Annotated in this window: 15 protein-coding genes; 14 read left to right on the top strand and 1 reads right to left on the bottom strand. The window is 68.6% G+C overall.

The genetic code is table 11. The annotated features are described in order from the left end of the window. Position 1: 1 nt before the first annotated feature. The 6 genes from HMPREF0321_RS08985 (at position 2) to HMPREF0321_RS15600 (ending at position 5,632) form a co-directional block, all read left to right on the top strand. A complete protein-coding gene (locus HMPREF0321_RS08985) occupies positions 2 to 799 on the top strand; it encodes an enoyl-CoA hydratase/isomerase family protein (protein WP_006946011.1) in 798 nt (265 codons plus the stop codon). A 2-nt stretch (positions 800 to 801) separates the two neighbouring features. Continuing rightward, entirely contained in the window at positions 802 to 1,329 is a 528-nt protein-coding gene (locus HMPREF0321_RS08990; protein WP_006945992.1) for a hypothetical protein, read from the top strand. A 105-nt stretch (positions 1,330 to 1,434) separates the two neighbouring features. After that, complete coding sequence (locus HMPREF0321_RS08995; RefSeq protein WP_006945995.1) at positions 1,435 to 2,214, top strand: electron transfer flavoprotein subunit beta/FixA family protein; 780 nt, start codon at positions 1,435 to 1,437, stop codon at positions 2,212 to 2,214. A 37-nt stretch (positions 2,215 to 2,251) separates the two neighbouring features. Continuing rightward, positions 2,252 to 3,208, top strand: coding sequence for an electron transfer flavoprotein subunit alpha/FixB family protein (locus HMPREF0321_RS09000; RefSeq protein ID WP_006945925.1), 957 nt, complete (start codon positions 2,252 to 2,254; stop codon positions 3,206 to 3,208). Between the two features lie 1,205 nt (positions 3,209 to 4,413). Further along, positions 4,414 to 5,259 carry an MFS transporter gene (locus tag HMPREF0321_RS15595; RefSeq protein ID WP_006945969.1) on the top strand — a complete coding sequence of 282 codons (846 nt, stop codon included), beginning with the start codon at positions 4,414 to 4,416 and terminating at the stop codon, positions 5,257 to 5,259. Between the two features lie 16 nt (positions 5,260 to 5,275). Continuing rightward, a complete protein-coding gene (locus tag HMPREF0321_RS15600; protein ID WP_083803249.1) occupies positions 5,276 to 5,632 on the top strand; it encodes a hypothetical protein in 357 nt (118 codons plus the stop codon). A gap of 13 nt (positions 5,633 to 5,645) precedes the next feature. On the opposite strand, the gene HMPREF0321_RS09015 is transcribed toward HMPREF0321_RS15600, so the two are convergent. Further along, positions 5,646 to 6,650 carry a GNAT family N-acetyltransferase gene (locus HMPREF0321_RS09015; RefSeq protein ID WP_040014775.1) on the bottom strand — a complete coding sequence of 335 codons (1,005 nt, stop codon included), beginning with the start codon at positions 6,648 to 6,650 and terminating at the stop codon, positions 5,646 to 5,648. A 202-nt stretch (positions 6,651 to 6,852) separates the two neighbouring features. Between HMPREF0321_RS09015 and HMPREF0321_RS09020 the strand changes: the two genes are divergently transcribed. From HMPREF0321_RS09020 to gatB, 8 genes are all read left to right on the top strand, one after another. Next, entirely contained in the window at positions 6,853 to 7,995 is a 1,143-nt protein-coding gene (locus HMPREF0321_RS09020; protein WP_235006282.1) for a cysteine desulfurase family protein, read from the top strand. Beyond that, the gene (mnmA, locus tag HMPREF0321_RS09025; protein ID WP_006945938.1) at positions 7,995 to 9,149 is read left to right on the top strand and encodes a tRNA 2-thiouridine(34) synthase MnmA; all 1,155 of its coding nucleotides are present in this window, start codon (positions 7,995 to 7,997) and stop codon (positions 9,147 to 9,149) included. Before HMPREF0321_RS09020 ends, mnmA begins: the two co-directional genes overlap by 1 nt. A 7-nt stretch (positions 9,150 to 9,156) precedes the next feature. After that, positions 9,157 to 10,185 (top strand): methionine synthase vitamin-B12 independent, encoded by a 1,029-nt coding sequence (locus tag HMPREF0321_RS09030; protein WP_006946016.1) that lies wholly within the window; start codon positions 9,157 to 9,159, stop codon positions 10,183 to 10,185. A 127-nt stretch (positions 10,186 to 10,312) separates the two neighbouring features. Then, positions 10,313 to 12,634 carry an NAD-dependent DNA ligase LigA gene (gene ligA / locus HMPREF0321_RS09035; protein ID WP_083803250.1) on the top strand — a complete coding sequence of 774 codons (2,322 nt, stop codon included), beginning with the start codon at positions 10,313 to 10,315 and terminating at the stop codon, positions 12,632 to 12,634. Continuing rightward, positions 12,627 to 12,863, top strand: coding sequence for a glutaredoxin domain-containing protein (locus HMPREF0321_RS09040; protein ID WP_006945997.1), 237 nt, complete (start codon positions 12,627 to 12,629; stop codon positions 12,861 to 12,863). Before ligA ends, HMPREF0321_RS09040 begins: the two co-directional genes overlap by 8 nt. A 47-nt stretch (positions 12,864 to 12,910) precedes the next feature. Continuing rightward, a complete protein-coding gene (gatC, locus tag HMPREF0321_RS09045; protein ID WP_006946031.1) occupies positions 12,911 to 13,207 on the top strand; it encodes an Asp-tRNA(Asn)/Glu-tRNA(Gln) amidotransferase subunit GatC in 297 nt (98 codons plus the stop codon). A gap of 3 nt (positions 13,208 to 13,210) precedes the next feature. Next, positions 13,211 to 14,761: an Asp-tRNA(Asn)/Glu-tRNA(Gln) amidotransferase subunit GatA gene (gatA, locus tag HMPREF0321_RS09050; RefSeq protein ID WP_006945944.1), complete on the top strand. Its 1,551-nt coding sequence runs from the start codon at positions 13,211 to 13,213 to the stop codon at positions 14,759 to 14,761. Further along, positions 14,761 to 16,272: an Asp-tRNA(Asn)/Glu-tRNA(Gln) amidotransferase subunit GatB gene (gatB, locus tag HMPREF0321_RS09055; protein WP_006945911.1), complete on the top strand. Its 1,512-nt coding sequence runs from the start codon at positions 14,761 to 14,763 to the stop codon at positions 16,270 to 16,272. Before gatA ends, gatB begins: the two co-directional genes overlap by 1 nt. The last annotated feature ends 28 nt before the right edge of the window (positions 16,273 to 16,300 follow it).

Raw genomic sequence — 16,300 nt, forward strand, 5'->3', positions numbered from 1 at the left:
CATGGCTGAGCAGGTCGCCTACGGCCAGTGGGTCAAGCTGGATGTGACGGACGGTGTCGCCACCATCCGCATCGATCGACCCAAGATGAACCCGCTCGACGCGGAGATCCAGGATTCGCTCGCGCGTGTCGCGGCCGACCTGCTCGACGACGCCGACGTGCGCGCCGCCATCATCACCGGTGGAGACAAGGTGTTCGCGGCTGGCGCCGACATCAAGGAGATGCAGCAGCTCGACTACGTCGACATGGTCGAACGTGGCACGAAGCTGCAGAACGCGTTCCGCGCGCTCGCCGAGCTGCCGTTCCCGACGGTCGCCGCCATCGAGGGGTACGCCCTCGGCGGCGGCTGCGAACTCGCCATGACGGCGGACTTCCGCATCGCCGCGAACGACGCGACGCTCGGCCAGCCCGAGATTCTGCTCGGCGTCATCCCGGGTGCGGGCGGCACGCAGCGGCTCGCTCGTCTCGTCGGGCCGTCGAAGGCGAAGGACATCGTCTTCTCCGGTCGCTTCGTCAAGGCTGACGAGGCGCTGGAGATCGGTCTCGTCGACGAACTCGTCGAGCCCGGCACGACGTACGAGGCGGCGCTCGCGAAGGTCAAGCCGTTCGTCAACGGCCCGCGTGTCGCCCTGCGCGCCGCGAAGGAGGCCATCAACCGTGGCCTCGACGGCGACCTCGCGACGGGGCTCGCCATCGAGTCGCAGCTGTTCACCGGCCTGTTCGCCACGAAGGACCGCGAGATCGGCATGCGTTCGTTCGTCGAGCAGGGGCCGGGCAAGGCGCAGTTCGAAGGCCGCTGAGCATGATCAAGCAGTGGAAGGTCGAACCCGATTGGCAGGAGCCGTTCCTCGCGGCTCTCGCCGATCGGGGCGCGACCCCCGCGCAGCGTGACGACGCCCTCGGCGACGTCGACGACGCCTGCATCCGCCAGAACAAGACGGCACGCGAGATCTTCGGAGATCCCGTCGCCTACGGAAAGGACTACCCCGTGTCATCGCCCTTGACCGCCCGCGAGGCGGGCCAGGCGCGCACGCGCGCCATCGTGCTGGCCCTGGCCGGGCTCGTCGGCATGTTCTTCGCCCTGCTGGGCTGGACCGGCATGGTGCGCGACGTCGACAAGGTGTGGGGCGCGAACCCCACGATCTGGTTCGTCGTCGGCCTCGTCATCGCGATCGCGGCCGCGATCGTCGACACGCTCCTCGGCCGCAAGGCCGACTTCACACAGGGGGAGACGGGTGCCGCCTCGACTCTCGTCAACCGTCTGCTGCCCTGGATCATCGTCGCGCTGACGTTGATCGGTCTGCTCGTCGTCAAGCTGACGCACGGCTGATTCACTTCCTCACATCCACGATCCGTGCGAGGGCTCGACGCCGACGTTACCGACGGGTAACGTAATCTCGGACGGACAAGCTCCTACGAAAAGGACGGTAGACGCATGAACATCGTCGTCTGTGTCAAGCACGTGCCCGACGCCCAGGGCGAGCGCGGCTTCTCCGAGGACAACACCACCGACCGCGAGAACGTCGACGGCCTCCTGTCGGAGCTCGACGAGTACGCGGTCGAAGAAGCACTCAAGATCGTCGAGTCCGAAGGCGGCGAGGTGACGGCGCTGACCGTCGGCCCCGCCGACGCAGCCGAAGCAGTCAAGAAGGCGCTGCAGATGGGCGCCGACAAGGGCATCCACATCAGCGACGACGCCATCGCCGGCTCCGACGCCCTCGCGACGTCGCTCGTCATCGCCGAGGCCGTCAAGAAGGTCGGCCAGCCCGACATCGTGATGTTCGGTCTCGCCTCGACCGACGGCGGCATGAGTGTCATCCCGGCCATGGTCGCCGAGCGCCTCGGCCTGCCGCAGCTCACGCAGGTCTCGACCCTCGAGGTCTCCGGCGCTCAGGCGACGGGTCGTCGTGACTCCGACGTCGCGTCCGAGACGGTCGTCGCGTCGCTGCCGGCCGTCGTGTCGGTGACCGACCAGATCAACGAGCCGCGCTACCCGTCCTTCAAGGGCATCATGGCGGCCAAGAAGAAGCCGGTCGAGGAGATGAGCCTCGCCGACCTCGGTGTCGACGCCGGCCAGGTCGGTCTCGACGCCGCGGCCACCAAGGTGCTCGACACGACGAAGCGCCCCCCGCGCGAGCAGGGCCAGATCGTCACCGACGAGGGCGACGGCGGCACGAAGCTCGTCGAGTTCCTCTCCGGCGCCAAGCTCATCTGATCGCCACCGACACTTTCTGACTGAGGAGAAACACACCATGGCTGAAGTTCTCGTCCTGGTCGACCACGTCGATGGCCAGGTCCGCAAGGTCACCGCTGAGTTGCTGACGCTCGCGCGCAGCCTCGGCACGCCGTCCGCCGTCTTCGTCGGTTCGAACGTCGACGCCGCACGCCCGCGTCTCGCGCAGTTCGGCGCCGAGAAGGTCTACGTCATCGACTCCGCCGAGGTCGACGGTCACCCGGCCCCGCTCGCCGAGGCGCTCGCCGCCGTCGTCGAGCAGGCCTCGCCGGCCGCCGTTCTGCTGCCCTCGTCGGGCACGAACAACGAGGCCGCGGCGCGCCTCGCCGTCAAGACCAACTCAGGTCTGACGACGGACGCCGTCAACGTCGAGGCCGGCGACGGTGGTGCGCCGGTGACGACGCAGTCCGTGTTCGCCGGTTCCTGGACGCTCAAGGCACAGGCCACGACGCCGATGTCGATCATCACGGTGAAGCCGAACTCGGCGACGCCGCAGGCGTCGCAGTCGCAGGCTGCTCCGGTCGCCGTCACCGTGTCCGTCTCGGACGCGGCGAAGAGCGCCCAGATCACCGACCGCAAGGAGAAGCAGAAGTCGGGTCGTCCCGAGCTCAGCGAGGCGCGCATCGTCGTCTCCGGTGGTCGCGGCACGAACGGTGACTTCTCGCCCGTCGAGGCGTTCGCCGACTCGCTCGGTGCGGCTGTCGGTGCTTCGCGCGCCGCCGTCGACGCTGGCTGGTACCCGCACACCAATCAGGTCGGCCAGACGGGCAAGCAGGTCTCGCCGCAGCTGTACGTCGCCGCCGGCATCTCCGGTGCCATCCAGCACCGCGCCGGTATGCAGACGTCCAAGACGATCGTCGCCGTCAACAAGGACGAGGAGGCGCCGATCTTCGAGCTCGTCGACTTCGGCGTCGTCGGCGACCTGTTCAACGTGCTGCCGCAGGCCACCGAGGCCGTCGCGAAGGCCAACAACTGACCTGACGCACCTCTCGCGCGTCGAAGGCGCCCGGCTTCCCATCAGGGAGGCCGGGCGCCTTCGTCATACCAACCGTTGCCCGCGAGCCGTTTGGTCCGTCCTGGGCCGCCGGTGCGGCATCACCCGGTGGGTTGCTGATCGCTGTTGGGACATGATCCACCCTCGTCGCCGGGGGAGTGCTCGCTGGTCGTCGCTGCACCTTCCAGAACGCGAGGCGCCTGATCGTCGACACGTGCGACACCGGGGGCGTCGAGCGTTGACTCATCCTTGCCGGGGTCTGCCTCGCGCGGCGGGGGTCCGACGATCAGCGAACCGTGCTTCGCTGCCGACCGCGAGAACTGGCTGCCTCATAAAGCGAACTTTGAAAAGTTCTACGAGTATACTCAAGGAAGTCAAGCCTCCCAGAGTTGACATTGTGTAAACTCTGGGAGAGCACCATACAACCGATTGAAATGCAGTCCATCGAGTCCGCGCCGACTGTCGACGCGCTGAAGGGCACCCGAGTAAGACCTGTTTCTCAGTGATCAGCTCGCTTCTGATCCAGACCGAGTCGGATCACTGATTTGGAGCGGTGGGGCTCGCGTCGTGGGGTGGGGTGCCCATGTGGGACTACTGGGGCAGTTCCGAGGGGCTGCCGGTTTCTGGTTGGAAAATACATGTTTCGAGGCTCAGGGTGAAGAGAAGATTGTCTGCTCTCTACTTCCGGCAAACCCACCGATCGTCGGCCGGCTCACGAATGATGTTTTGGACGCCTGCACGCGCCACGTCTCGCGTCGTTTGAATATGTTGAATGTGAGTCAAGACTCACTCCCATCTATCGCTCAGGCAGATGCGCGCAGTCCTCATCTCGTCGAGGGAGCTGCTGGCCTCCTTCTTGCCGCCAAAGCTCTTGAGGTGGGCGGGCGCCGCGTGAGTCACGGTCTGGATATGTTCCGAAATCGTCTTTCTCGACCCGTTTACAGTCACAGTCTCGGGTGGCACGCCGGCTTGGCGGGTTTGCTGAGAACTCTCGATGCGTCGAGCGCGCAGGCGTGGCTCGCCGCCAACCGCGCGCAGCTGGGCCGCCGCTTGGATTTGGGAACGTCCTCCCCTGCGCATACGGCTCGCGGAGTATGGGGGGCTGAGCATGGGCTTGGCGCCCTCGACCTGTCGCTGAGAAGACTGTCGATCGATGTCTGCAAAAGTGTCCTCGGGGAAGCTGTTCTATGACGATTACCAAAGGTCGCTCTGCTTTTTCCCTGTGGTTCGCGGGCGAGACCGTGTCGCAGCTGGGCACGTCTTTGGCGATGCTTGGGTGGACGCTCCTCGCCTACTCCGTGACGCACGACGTCAGGGCCGCGGCGCTGGTGGGTGCATTGCGCACCGCCACTCAGATCGTCACCGTGCTACCGGGCGGGCTGATCTCGGATCGCCTTGACCGTCGCAGCCTGCTCCTCCTCGACGCCGGGGTAGAGGTGCTCCTCTACGGCGTGCTCGCTGCCTTCATCGTCACCGACGTGCTGAGTCTCGGGCTGCTCGCAGCGCTGGCCGTCATCCAAGGCGCGTGCAGTGGGGCACTGGGCTCGGTGCGCCACACCGTTCTGCCTGACCTCGTCGAGGAGGATGAATTAGGAGAGGCCGTCGCGCGCATGCAGACGAGGGACGCGGTGATCGCCACCCTCGGCCCGCCCCTCGGTGGTGTGCTCTACGGCATCGGGCCCGTAGTGCCGTTCGTGTCCAACATGGTGCTCTCGGCAATGGAGTGGGCATTCACGACGCGCTTGCCTCGCCGGCTCGGCACACTTGACCGCGAGCGGCCCACCGAGCCTCTGCGTGCCGCGCTGTTCGCAGGGTTCGGGTGGCTGCGGCGTTCGCGCGGCCCAGACGCTCCTGCTACTCGGGCTCATCGGGAACTGCGCGGTCATCTCACTCGCCATCGGGCTCAACCTGCACCTGCAGGCAACGGGTCAGGGCGCCTGGCGTGTGGGTGTGGTGGACGGCGTCGCTGGAATCGGCCTCGTGCTGGGCGGGATGCTCGCCCACCGGGTCATGGGACGCTGGCCGGCTCGTGAACTCATAGCAGGAGCCATGCTCACCATGGCGGTGATCGCCAGCGTTCTCGCCGTCACGCATAGTTTCAGGTGGATGGTGGGTCTCGCACTCTTTCTCTTCATGCCCGTGCCCACCGTCGCTGTGGCGGCGCAGCCCTACCTGCTCGGCCTCATTCCGGACGAGCTGCGGGGACGCGTGCTGACGGCCGCGGGCCTCGCTTCTCTCGTGTTCAGCTCCAGCGCGCAAGCATTGTCCGGTCTGGTGCTCGACTGGGCAGGCTTCGAGGCGCTCGCCGGGGGCGTGGCCGTCCTGTTGTTGCTCGCGGCAGCCGTTGGGACGTTCTCAGATGCCGTACGCAACATCCCGGCACCCGATGCTGAGAGCGCAGGGTGATGTCGGGGCGGCGTCACCAGCCGGGCCACCCCGCCGGCGTGAGCCATAGGTGAGCCCCGACTATCTCGCGGCCGACGCGCAACGCGTTGTGCAGTGACGGTGTGTTGTCGGGGTGGATGGTGCCCCACAGCACGTCGCCGTCGGCGGCCGGCAGCATCTCGAAGAGGTGCTGCATCGCAGCGGGGGCGAGCTTTTGGCCGCGGTGCGGCGCGTCGATGACGTTCTCGGCGACGGTGAATCCCGTCATGCCATGGGCGTTCCAGCGAAAGGCGGCGATGATCCCGACGAGTCGGCCGGCGAGGTGGATGCCGAAGAGCGTTCCCGCCGCGGCGTGTTCGTCGAATTCCTCCAGGGTCTGGGGCGTGGACCACAGACGCGTCTCGGGGTTCTGTTCCGCCAGATCGTCGTGGACCCGCTCCGCGAGCCGCGACGCCGCCGATGCCGAGATGGGCGCGAGGGTCACGTCGTCGAACCTCGTGCTCCGAGGACGCTCTCGCAACTCGCGAATGAGACCGGCCACGAGGTAGGTGTCCACCTCTGTCTGAAACCCGAAGGCTTCAAGGGAAACGCGCGCCGAGTCCGGCGACGACGTGAAGACCTGGAGCCTCCCGGGCGCGAACGGGGCGTAGGCCCGCGCGATCTCGTCGGCCATGGCGTGCCAGTGATCGCCCGACGACGCGTCGCCGACGTCGTGCGCCGCGATCTCCACGAACGGCTTGGTGAGGTCGCGACCTCGAAACCGGATCCCGGTGACGGCCCAGCCACCGCAGGGCAGGGTGAGGAGGCGATTGGCCCAGTCGACGGCATCGGGCACGTCGATGACGGCGACGCCGTCGCGGTAGGCGGCGCCGAACTCCTCGTCTCCGACCCACTCGGCACCTTCGGCGAGGTGGGCCCGCATGTTCGTGGCCAGCGTCGGTTCGTCGTACCAGTCGCGCAATCGGGGGTGGACGTCGCGCAGGGCAGCGGTCGTGATGGCGTCGTGGAGGCCGACTGAGGATTCAGGTGAGGTGGTCATCGCCGTCAGTGTGACCCGTGAGGTCCGCCGCATGCATCCGAATTTCCAGGGACCACACCGGGCCTGCGCGCCAGGCGTTCACCAGGCTCATCGGGCGCGACATGGCGCTGTCGGCGGGCGGGACTAAGCTTGGCGGGTGCCGAATCGCGTGTATCTCGACCATGCTGCCACCTCGCCGATCCACCCCGAGGTGATCGACGCGATGGCGAAACAGATGGCAATCGTGGGCAATGCGTCCAGCCTGCATACGAGTGGCCGCAATGCGCGCGGCGTCGTCGAGGAGTCGCGCGAGCGGATCGCAGCGGCTCTGGGGGCGCGTCCGTCGGAGGTCATCTTCACCTCCGGCGGCACCGAGAGCGACAACATGGCCATCAAGGGCACCTACCGCGCGACGCGCCGCATCGATGACGCGCGGCGCCGGCTCGTCGTCAGTGGCATCGAGCACCACGCCGTCCTCGACGCCGTCGAGGCGCTCGTCGCGCACGAGGGTGCGGCCGTCACCTGGGTCGAACCCACGAGCGACGGTGTCATCACGGCAGCAGCCGTCCGTGCCGCGATCGAGGCTGACGGTGGGCCGCAGACCGTCGCGCTCGTCAGCGTCATGTGGGCGAACAACGAGGTCGGCACCGTGCAGCCCATCGCCGAGATCGGTGCCGTCTGCGCGGAGTTCGCGATCCCGTTCCACACCGACGCGGTGCAGGCGATCGGCCACGTCGACGTCGACTTCGCCGCATCGAACACGACGATGCTCGCGCTCACCGGCCACAAGCTCGGCGGGCCACAAGGCGTCGGAGCGCTGCTGCTCGCCCGCGACGCGAAGCTCGACCCGCTGACCCACGGCGGCGGCCAGGAGCGTCAGGTGCGTAGCGGAACGCTCGACGTCGCCGGCATCCGGGGCTTGGCCATCGCCGTCGAACTCGCCTGTGCCGCACGCGAAGATGAGGCCGTGCGTCTCGTCGGCCTGCGTGACGCCCTCATCGACGGCGCCCTCGCGCTCGACCTCGGTATCGAGATCAGCGGCGCCTGGACGCGCGGCGACAGCACGTCACGGCTCCCCGGCAACGCCCACCTGCGTGTTCCCGGTTGTGACGGCGACTCGATGCTCTACCTGCTCGACGCCGCGGGCGTCGAGTGCTCGACGGGCTCGGCGTGCCAGGCCGGCGTGCCGCGTCCCAGCCACGTCCTGCTCGCCATGGGCATCCCCGAGGAACGAGCGCGCGGCGCATTGCGCCTCACCCTCGGGCATACCTCGACGCAGGCCGACGTTGACGCCTTTCTGGAGGCGCTGCCGGCCGTCGCCGAACGCGCCCGCAGAGCCCAGGAAGCTACCAGGAAGGTGTCGTGATGCGCGTCGTCGCCGCGATGAGCGGTGGAGTCGATTCCGCCGTGGCCGCCTCGCGCATGCTCGAGGCGGGCCACGACGTCGTCGGGGTCCACCTCGCGTTGTCCCAGTCCGCTGCCACGCTGCGCGAGAGCGCTCGCGGCTGCTGCACGATCGAGGACGCCGGTGACGCGCGCCGCGTCGCTGATCGCCTCGGCATCCCGTTCTACGTGTGGGACATGGCCGAGCGGTTCAAGGCCGATGTCGTCGAGGATTTCGTCGCCGAGTACGAAGCCGGACGTACCCCCAACCCGTGTCTGCGCTGCAACGAGAAGATCAAGTTCGCGGCGCTGCTCGACAAGGCGCTCGCGCTCGGTTTCGACGCCGTCGCGACCGGTCACTATGCGCAGATCGTCGAGGGCCCGAACGGCAAGGAGCTGCATCGGGCCGTCGACATGGCGAAGGACCAGTCGTACGTCCTCGGGGTGCTCGACGCCGAGCAGCTCGCGCACTCGTTCTTCCCGCTCGGCGACACGACGAAGCCGCAGATTCGTGAGGAGGCCGCGGCCAAGGGCTTCTACGTGGCGAACAAGCCCGACAGCCACGACATCTGCTTCATCGCCGACGGCGACACCAAGGCGTGGCTGACGAAGCGGCTCGGTGAGAAGCCCGGCGACATCGTCGACACCGACGGTGAGGTCGTCGGCCGGCACGAGGGCGCGTACGCGTACACCGTCGGTCAGCGTCGCGGGCTCGGACTCAAGGTGCCGCGCGACGACCACGCGAAGCGGTACGTCGTCGACGTCCAGCCGAAGACGAACACCGTCGTCGTCGGAACGGCCGATCTGCTCGGCGTCGACGTCATCGAAGGCTTGCACGCCCGCTGGCCCGGCCCGCCGCCCGTCGGTGAGGTGCGGCTCGGCGCGCAGCTTCGGGCGCACGGCGAGGAGTTTCCTGCGACCGTGACCGCTGACGATGACCGCGTCGTCGTGCGGCTCGACGCGCGCACACGCGGCGTGGCGCCGGGGCAGTCGGTCGTGCTGTACGAGGGCACGCGCGTCGTCGGGTCGGCGACGATCACCGCTACGTCACGTGCGCCGCGTCAGTCGAGTTCTGTTGTTACGGTGGGAGATTCGACGACAAGCTCTGACGGTTCCCCGAGCGTCGGGGGCGAGTGAGTAGGCCGTGGCAGATCTTCTCGGGCCTCGCACGAGCGGCGTCGGTTCGCTGCCCGACGTCGGGTCGCGCGACGCCGTGCGGCAGGTGCGCGACCTGCTCGTCGGGGATGTTCCCGACGGCTTCGGCATCCCGTACGTTCCCGAGCAACCGGCGCGTGGGCCGGGCGCCGACATGATCGGCCGAGCTGCCGACCTGCTCGTCGAGATGCCGGTCGACCTGCAGCCCAGTGGCTGGCGCCTCACGCCCCCGGGCTCGGCTCGCGGGCGCGACCTGCGCCGCGCTCAAGGGTTTTTGCAACAGGATCTCGACGAGGTCGCCGAGGCCTACGACGGCTATGTCGGACCGCTCAAGACGCAGGTGTGCGGTCCGTGGACGCTGGCCGCGTCGCTGTGGTTGCCCCGCGGGGAACGCGTCGTCAGCGACGCCGGGGCGTCGCGAGATCTGGCACAGTCGCTGGCCGCGGGCGCCGTCGGCCACGTCGAGCACCTGCGACGTCTCGTGCCCGGCGCCGACGTCGTCGTCCAGCTCGACGAACCGAGCCTGCCCGCCGTGCTCGCCGGCTCGATTCGCTCGCTGTCCGGCATGCGCCGGCTGCATCCCGTCGACGAGGGGCGGGCCGGTGAGGTTCTGCGCGACGTCGTCGACGCGGTCAGGGCGAGCGGGGCGAGCGTGACGGCGCACTGCTGCGCGCCCGACGCGCCGATCGCGCTCCTGCGTCGCGCGGGCCTCGACGGTGTCGCGCTCGACACGTCGCTCGTCGCCGAGCCCCAGTTCGACGCCCTGGGTGAGGCGATCGACGGCGGGATGACGCTGTGGGCCGGGCTCGTGCCAACCACGTCGACCGAGCGTCACCCGCGCGTCCACGTCGAACGGTTCCTCGCGATGTGGAACCGCATCGGATTCGGGGCTGAGGAGTTCGACCGTCTCGTCGTCACCCCCGCGTGTGGTCTGGCGACGCTGCCGCCCAAGGACGCCCTTCGCATTCAGCGCCTCGCGATCGAAGCGGCCACGATGCTGCGAGAAAGCGTCGGCTGACGTCGTCGACGCATCTGGTGCCATAGCTCGTCCTGCCGACGAGAGCGTCGAACCTGACGCAAGCAGCACACCGGCCTCGCGTGGCCTCAGCCGCGGAATTCCGGGGTTGTCGTGCCGGTGGTGCAGGATGGAGCACGTGAGCGAGACGACGCCCAGGAAGGGCCGCCAGGCGAAGGCGGACACGCTGCGCACCGACGTACCCGACGCGGTGCGCCACCGCGCGGCGGAACTGACCGAGCAGATCGACGGCCACCAGTTCGCGTACTACGTGAAGGATGCGCCCACGATCAGCGATGGCGAGTACGACGAGTTGTTGCGCGAACTGCAGGGCGTCGAGGAGAGCTACCCCGAGCTGCGTTCGCCGGAGTCGCCGACGCAGCGAGTGGGGGGCACGTACTCGACGGAGTTCACGGCCGTCGACCACGTCGAGCGCATGCTGAGCCTCGACAACGCGTTCAGCCCGGAGGAACTCGCGGAATGGGGCGACCGCGTCGTGCGCGAGGCCAACACGAGCTTCCACTACCTGTGCGAGCTGAAGATCGACGGGCTCGCCATCAACCTGCTCTACGAGAACGGCAAGCTCGTGCGCGGCGTGACGCGCGGCGACGGGCGCACGGGCGAGGACGTCACGCTCAACGTCCGCACGATCCAGGGCATCCCGCTCGAACTGCACGGCGACGACCTACCTCAGCTCGTCGAGATCCGCGGTGAGGTGTTCTTCCCGGTCAAGGAGTTCGAGGCGCTCAACGCCTCACTCGTCGAAGAAGGCAAGTCGCCGTTCGCCAACCCGCGCAACGCGGCGGCGGGCTCGCTGCGACAGAAGGACCCGGCGAAGACGGCCAAGCGGCCGCTGCGGATGCTGGTCCACGGCATCGGTGCGCGCACCGGGTTCGACATCACCCGCCAGAGCGAGGCCTATGAACTGCTCGCCGACTGGGGGCTGCCGACGTCGCCCTACGCCGAGGTCCTCGACACGATGGACGAGGTGCAGAAGTTCGTCGCCCACTACGGGGAGCACCGGCACTCCGTCACGCACGAGATCGACGGTGTCGTCGTCAAGGTCGACGAGATCGCGGTGCAGCGCGCCCTCGGCGCGACGTCACGCGCGCCCCGCTGGGCCATCGCCTACAAGTACCCGCCCGAAGAGGTCAACACGAAGCTGCTCGACATCGAGGTCAACGTCGGACGCACCGGCCGCGTCACCCCGTTCGGCATGATGCAGCCCGTCAAGGTCGCCGGCTCGACGGTGTCGATGGCGACGCTGCACAACGCGTTCGAGGTCAAGCGCAAGGGCGTGCTGATCGGCGACACCGTGGTGCTGCGCAAGGCGGGCGACGTCATCCCAGAGATCGTCGGGCCCGTCGTCGAGGCGCGCACGGGCGACGAGCGGGAGTTCGTCATGCCGACGCACTGCCCGGCCTGCGGCACTGAGCTCGCCTACGAACGTGAGGGCAACAAGGACATCCGCTGCCCGAACGGCCGCACCTGTCCCTCCCAGTTGCGTGAACGCCTGTTCTCGCTCGCAAGCCGTGGCGCCTTCGACATCGAGGCCCTCGGCTGGGAGGGCGCCATCTCGCTGCTCGAATCGGGGGTGCTGACGGACGAATCCACCCTGTTCGACCTCACCTACGACGACCTCGCCCGGGTGCCCCTCTACACGCGCGTCGCGAAGAAGAGCGACCCGGAGGCCAAGGTGCGCGACGGACGCATCGTCTCGGCGACGGGGGAGAAACTGCTCGCCAACCTCGAAGTCGCCAAGACGCAACCGTTGTGGCGCGTCATCGTCGCCCTGTCGATCCGACACGTCGGCCCGACGGCGGCGCGCGCGCTCGCGACCCAGTTCGGTTCGATCGACGCAATCCGTGACGCCGACGAGGCGACGCTCGCCGCGACCGACGGCGTCGGCGCCGTCATCGCCCACTCGATCAAGGAGTGGTTCGCCGTCGACTGGCACGAGAACATCGTCGCCGGGTGGGCCGCGAGCGGCGTGCGCATGGAGGACGAACGCGACGAGTCGATAGAGCAGACCCTCGCCGGTCTGACGATCGTCGCGACCGGTTCGCTCGAGAACTTCACGCGTGACGGCGTCAAGGAGGCGATCATCGCGCGCGGCGGCAAGGCATCCGGCAGCGTGAGCAAGAAGACCGACTACGTCGTGCTCGGCGAGAACGCGGGGTCGAAGGCGACGAAGGCCGAGGAGCTGGGTCTGCGCATCCTCGACGAGGCCCAGTTCACGCGCCTGCTCGAGGGCGGCGCGGCCGCTCTCGGTGACGGAGTGGGCGACGACGAAGGCGCAGCGGGTGACGAAGTGTCCGAGCTTGCCGTCGACGACGCGCTCGAAGAAGCTCACGCTCCGGTCGATCCGGAGCCCGCCGCCACGGACGATGAAACCACGGACGGTGGAACCGCACCGGCCGACACCACGACGAAGGAACCTGACGATGAGTGACGTGACGATCTACTGGCGGCCGGGTTGCCCGTTCTGCACCCGCCTCGAGCGCGCGCTGGGCGCCGACGGCACGCGCGCGACGTGGCGCAACATCTGGGAGGACGAGGAGGCTCGCGAGTTCGTCGCGATGGTCAATGACGGCAACGAGGTCGTGCCCACCGTCGTCATCGACGGCCGTCCCCACACCAACCCCGACCCGGCCCTGGTCAAGAAGGCGCTCGTGGGCTGAGTGCCCACCCGAGCACGCCGATCCACACACCACATAGGATGACGCCCATGTCTTCTCTCTCCCGCGATGAGGTGGCGCACGTCGCCGGCCTGGCCCGCATCCAGCTCTCGGACGACGAACTGGAGACGTTCGCCGGCCAGCTCGACTCGATCGTCGGCTTCGTGGCCAGCGTCAGCGAGGTCGCGGCCGATGACATCCCGCCGATGTCGCACCCGCTGCCCCTGACGAACGTGACGCGTGCTGACGAGGTGCGAGCGTCGTTGAGCGCCGAGGAGGCGCTCGCGATGGCCCCGGCGAGCGAGCAGCAGCGCTTCGCGGTGCCGCGCATCCTCAGCGAGGACTGATCCATGAGTGCTGACACGACCGACGAGACGAGCAAGGGTTCGACCGTGACCGACATCATCCGCCTCAGCGCCGCCGAGATGGCGAGCAAGCTCGCCGACGGCAGCCTCACCTCCGTCGAGCTGACGCAGGCCCACCTCGACCGCATCGCGGCGGTCGACGGTGACGTCCACGCCTTCCTCCGCGTCAACGCCGAGGAGGCGCTCGCCACGGCCGCGCAGGTCGACGCCGACCGCGCCGCCGGCAAGACGCTGCACCCCCTCGCCGGTGTCCCCGTCGCCGTCAAGGACGTCGTGACGACGAAGGGCCAGCCGACGACGGCCGGTTCGAAGATGCTCGAGGGCTGGATCCCGCCGTACGACGCAACGATCGTCACGAAGCTGCGCGCTGCCGGCATGCCGATCCTCGGCAAGACGAACATGGACGAGTTCGCGATGGGTTCCTCGACCGAGCACAGCGCCTACGGTCCGACGCACAACCCGTGGGATCTCGAGCGCATCCCGGGCGGCTCCGGTGGCGGTTCGGCCGCCGCCGTCGCGGCTTTCGAGGCGCCCCTTGCGGTCGGCACCGACACGGGCGGCTCGATCCGTCAGCCCGCGTCCGTCACCGGCACCGTCGGCACGAAGCCGACGTACGGCGGCATCAGCCGTTACGGCCTCATCGCCATGGCGAGCTCGCTCGACCAGGCCGGCCCGTGCACCCGTTCCGTCCTCGACGCCGCGCTGCTGCACGACGTCATGGGCGGGCACGACGGGATGGACTCGACGTCGATCGACGCCCCCGTCCCGCCCGTCGTCGAGGCGGCGAAGCGCGGCGACGTCTCCGGCATGAAGATCGGCATCATCGAGCAGCTCGACGGTGAGGGTTATCAGAGCGGCGTCAAAGCGCGCTTCGACGAGGCAGTTGCGGCCCTCGTCGACGCCGGCGCTGAGGTCGTGACCGTCTCGTGCCCGAGCTTCGAACAGGCGCTCGCCGCCTACTACCTCGTCATGCCGTCGGAGGTCAGCTCCAACCTCGCGAAGTTCGACGCCATGCGCTACGGCCTGCGCGTCTCGCCCGAGGGCGTCGAGGCTCCGTCGGCCGAGCAGGTCATGGCCGCCAGCCGTGACGCGGGCTTCGGCAGCGAGGTGAAGCGACGCATCATCCTCGGTACCTATGCCCTCTCGAGCGGTTACTACGACGCCTACTACGGCCAGGCGCAGAAGGTGCGCACGCTCATCGCACGCGACTTCGCCAAGGCGTTCGAGACGGCCGACGTCCTCGTCAGTCCGACGTGCCCGACGACGGCGTTCAAGCTCGGCGAGAAGCTCGAGGACCCGATGGCGATGTACCTCAACGACGTCGCGACGATCCCCGCCAACCTCGCCGGTCTGCCCGGCATGTCGCTGCCCGCCGGTCTGTCGGACGACGGGCTTCCCGTCGGCTTCCAGATCCTCGCACCCGCGACGAAGGACGAGCGCATGTACGAGGTCGGGGCCGCGCTGGAGAAGGCACTCGAGAAGACCTGGGGCGGGCCGCTGCTCGCGAAGGCTCCGGCACTGAAGGAGAACAACTGATGGACGCCGTCCTCGACTACGACGAGGCCCTCGCGACGTACGACCCCGTCATGGGGTTCGAGGTGCACGTCGAGCTGAACACGAACACGAAGATGTTCTGCGGCTGCGCCACCGAGTTCGGCGCCGAGCCCAACACGCAGACGTGCCCCGTCTGCCTCGGTCTGCCGGGCGCGCTGCCTGTCGTGAACGCCAAGGGCGTCGAGTCGGCCATCCGCATCGGTCTCGCGCTCAACTGCGAGATCGCCGAGTGGTGCCGCTTCGCCCGGAAGAACTACTTCTACCCGGACATGCCGAAGAACTTCCAGACGTCGCAGTACGACGAGCCGATCGCGTTCGACGGCTACCTCGACGTGGAGCTCGAGGACGGCACCCCGTGGCGCGTCGAGATCGAGCGCGCGCACATGGAGGAGGACACGGGCAAGTCGCTGCACGTCGGTGGTGCGACCGGTCGCATCCAGGGCGCCGACCACTCGCTGCTCGACTACAACCGCGCGGGCATCCCGCTCATCGAGATCGTGACGAAGCCGCTCGTCGGAGCGGGGGAGCGCGCGCCCGAGATCGCAAAGGCGTACGTCGCCGCGATCCGTGAGCTGATGCGCGCCCTCGACGTCTCGGACGCCCGCATGGAGCAGGGATCGATGCGGTGCGACGCCAACGTCTCGCTCATGCGCAAGGGCGCCGACGAGTTCGGCACCCGCACGGAGACGAAGAACGTCAACTCGTTGCGTTCCGTCGAGCGCGCGGTGCGCTACGAGATCACGCGCCAGGCCGCCATCCTCGACGACGGTGGCTCCATCCTGCAGGAGACGCGCCACTGGCACGAGGACACGGGCGTCACGACCTCCGGGCGCCCGAAGTCGGACGCCGACGACTACCGCTACTTCCCCGAGCCCGACCTCGTCCCCGTCGCGCCGAGCCGCGAATGGGTCGAGGAGCTGCGCGCGACGCTGCCCGAACCGCCCGCGGAGCGCCGCAAGCGTCTGCAGGGCGAGTGGGGTTTCTCCGACCTCGAGATGCGCGACGTCTACAACGCCGGCGCCGTCGAGACGATCGAGGAGACGATCGCTGCCGGCGCGACGCCGGCCGGTGCCCGCAAGTGGTGGACGGGCGAGATCGCCCGCCTGGCCAACAAGGCCGGCCTGCCGTTCGTCGAGTTCGCCACTGAGCGCAACGTGACGCCGGCGACGATCGCCGAGCTCGACGGACTCGTGACGTCGGGGCGCCTCAACGACTCGATGGCCCGTCAGACGCTCGAAGGCGTGCTCGCCGGCGAGGGTCAGCCGACCCAGGTGGCCGATGCCCGCGGCCTCGAACTCGTGCAGGACGACGGCGCGCTCGAGGCCGCGGTCGCCAAGGTCATCGACGCCAACCCAGACGTTGCGCAGAAGGTGCGTGACGGCAAGGTGCAGGCCGCCGGCGCGCTCATCGGCCAGGTGATGAAGGAGATGAAGGGCCAGGCCGACGCGGCCAAGGCCCGTACGATCATCCTGACCCAGCTCGGACAGGCCTGAGCGCGAGCGGGCATGTGACGGACGAAGG

Source organism: Dermacoccus sp. Ellin185 (genome assembly GCF_000152185.1).
GTDB classification, from domain to species: Bacteria; Actinomycetota; Actinomycetes; order Actinomycetales; family Dermatophilaceae; genus Dermacoccus; species Dermacoccus nishinomiyaensis.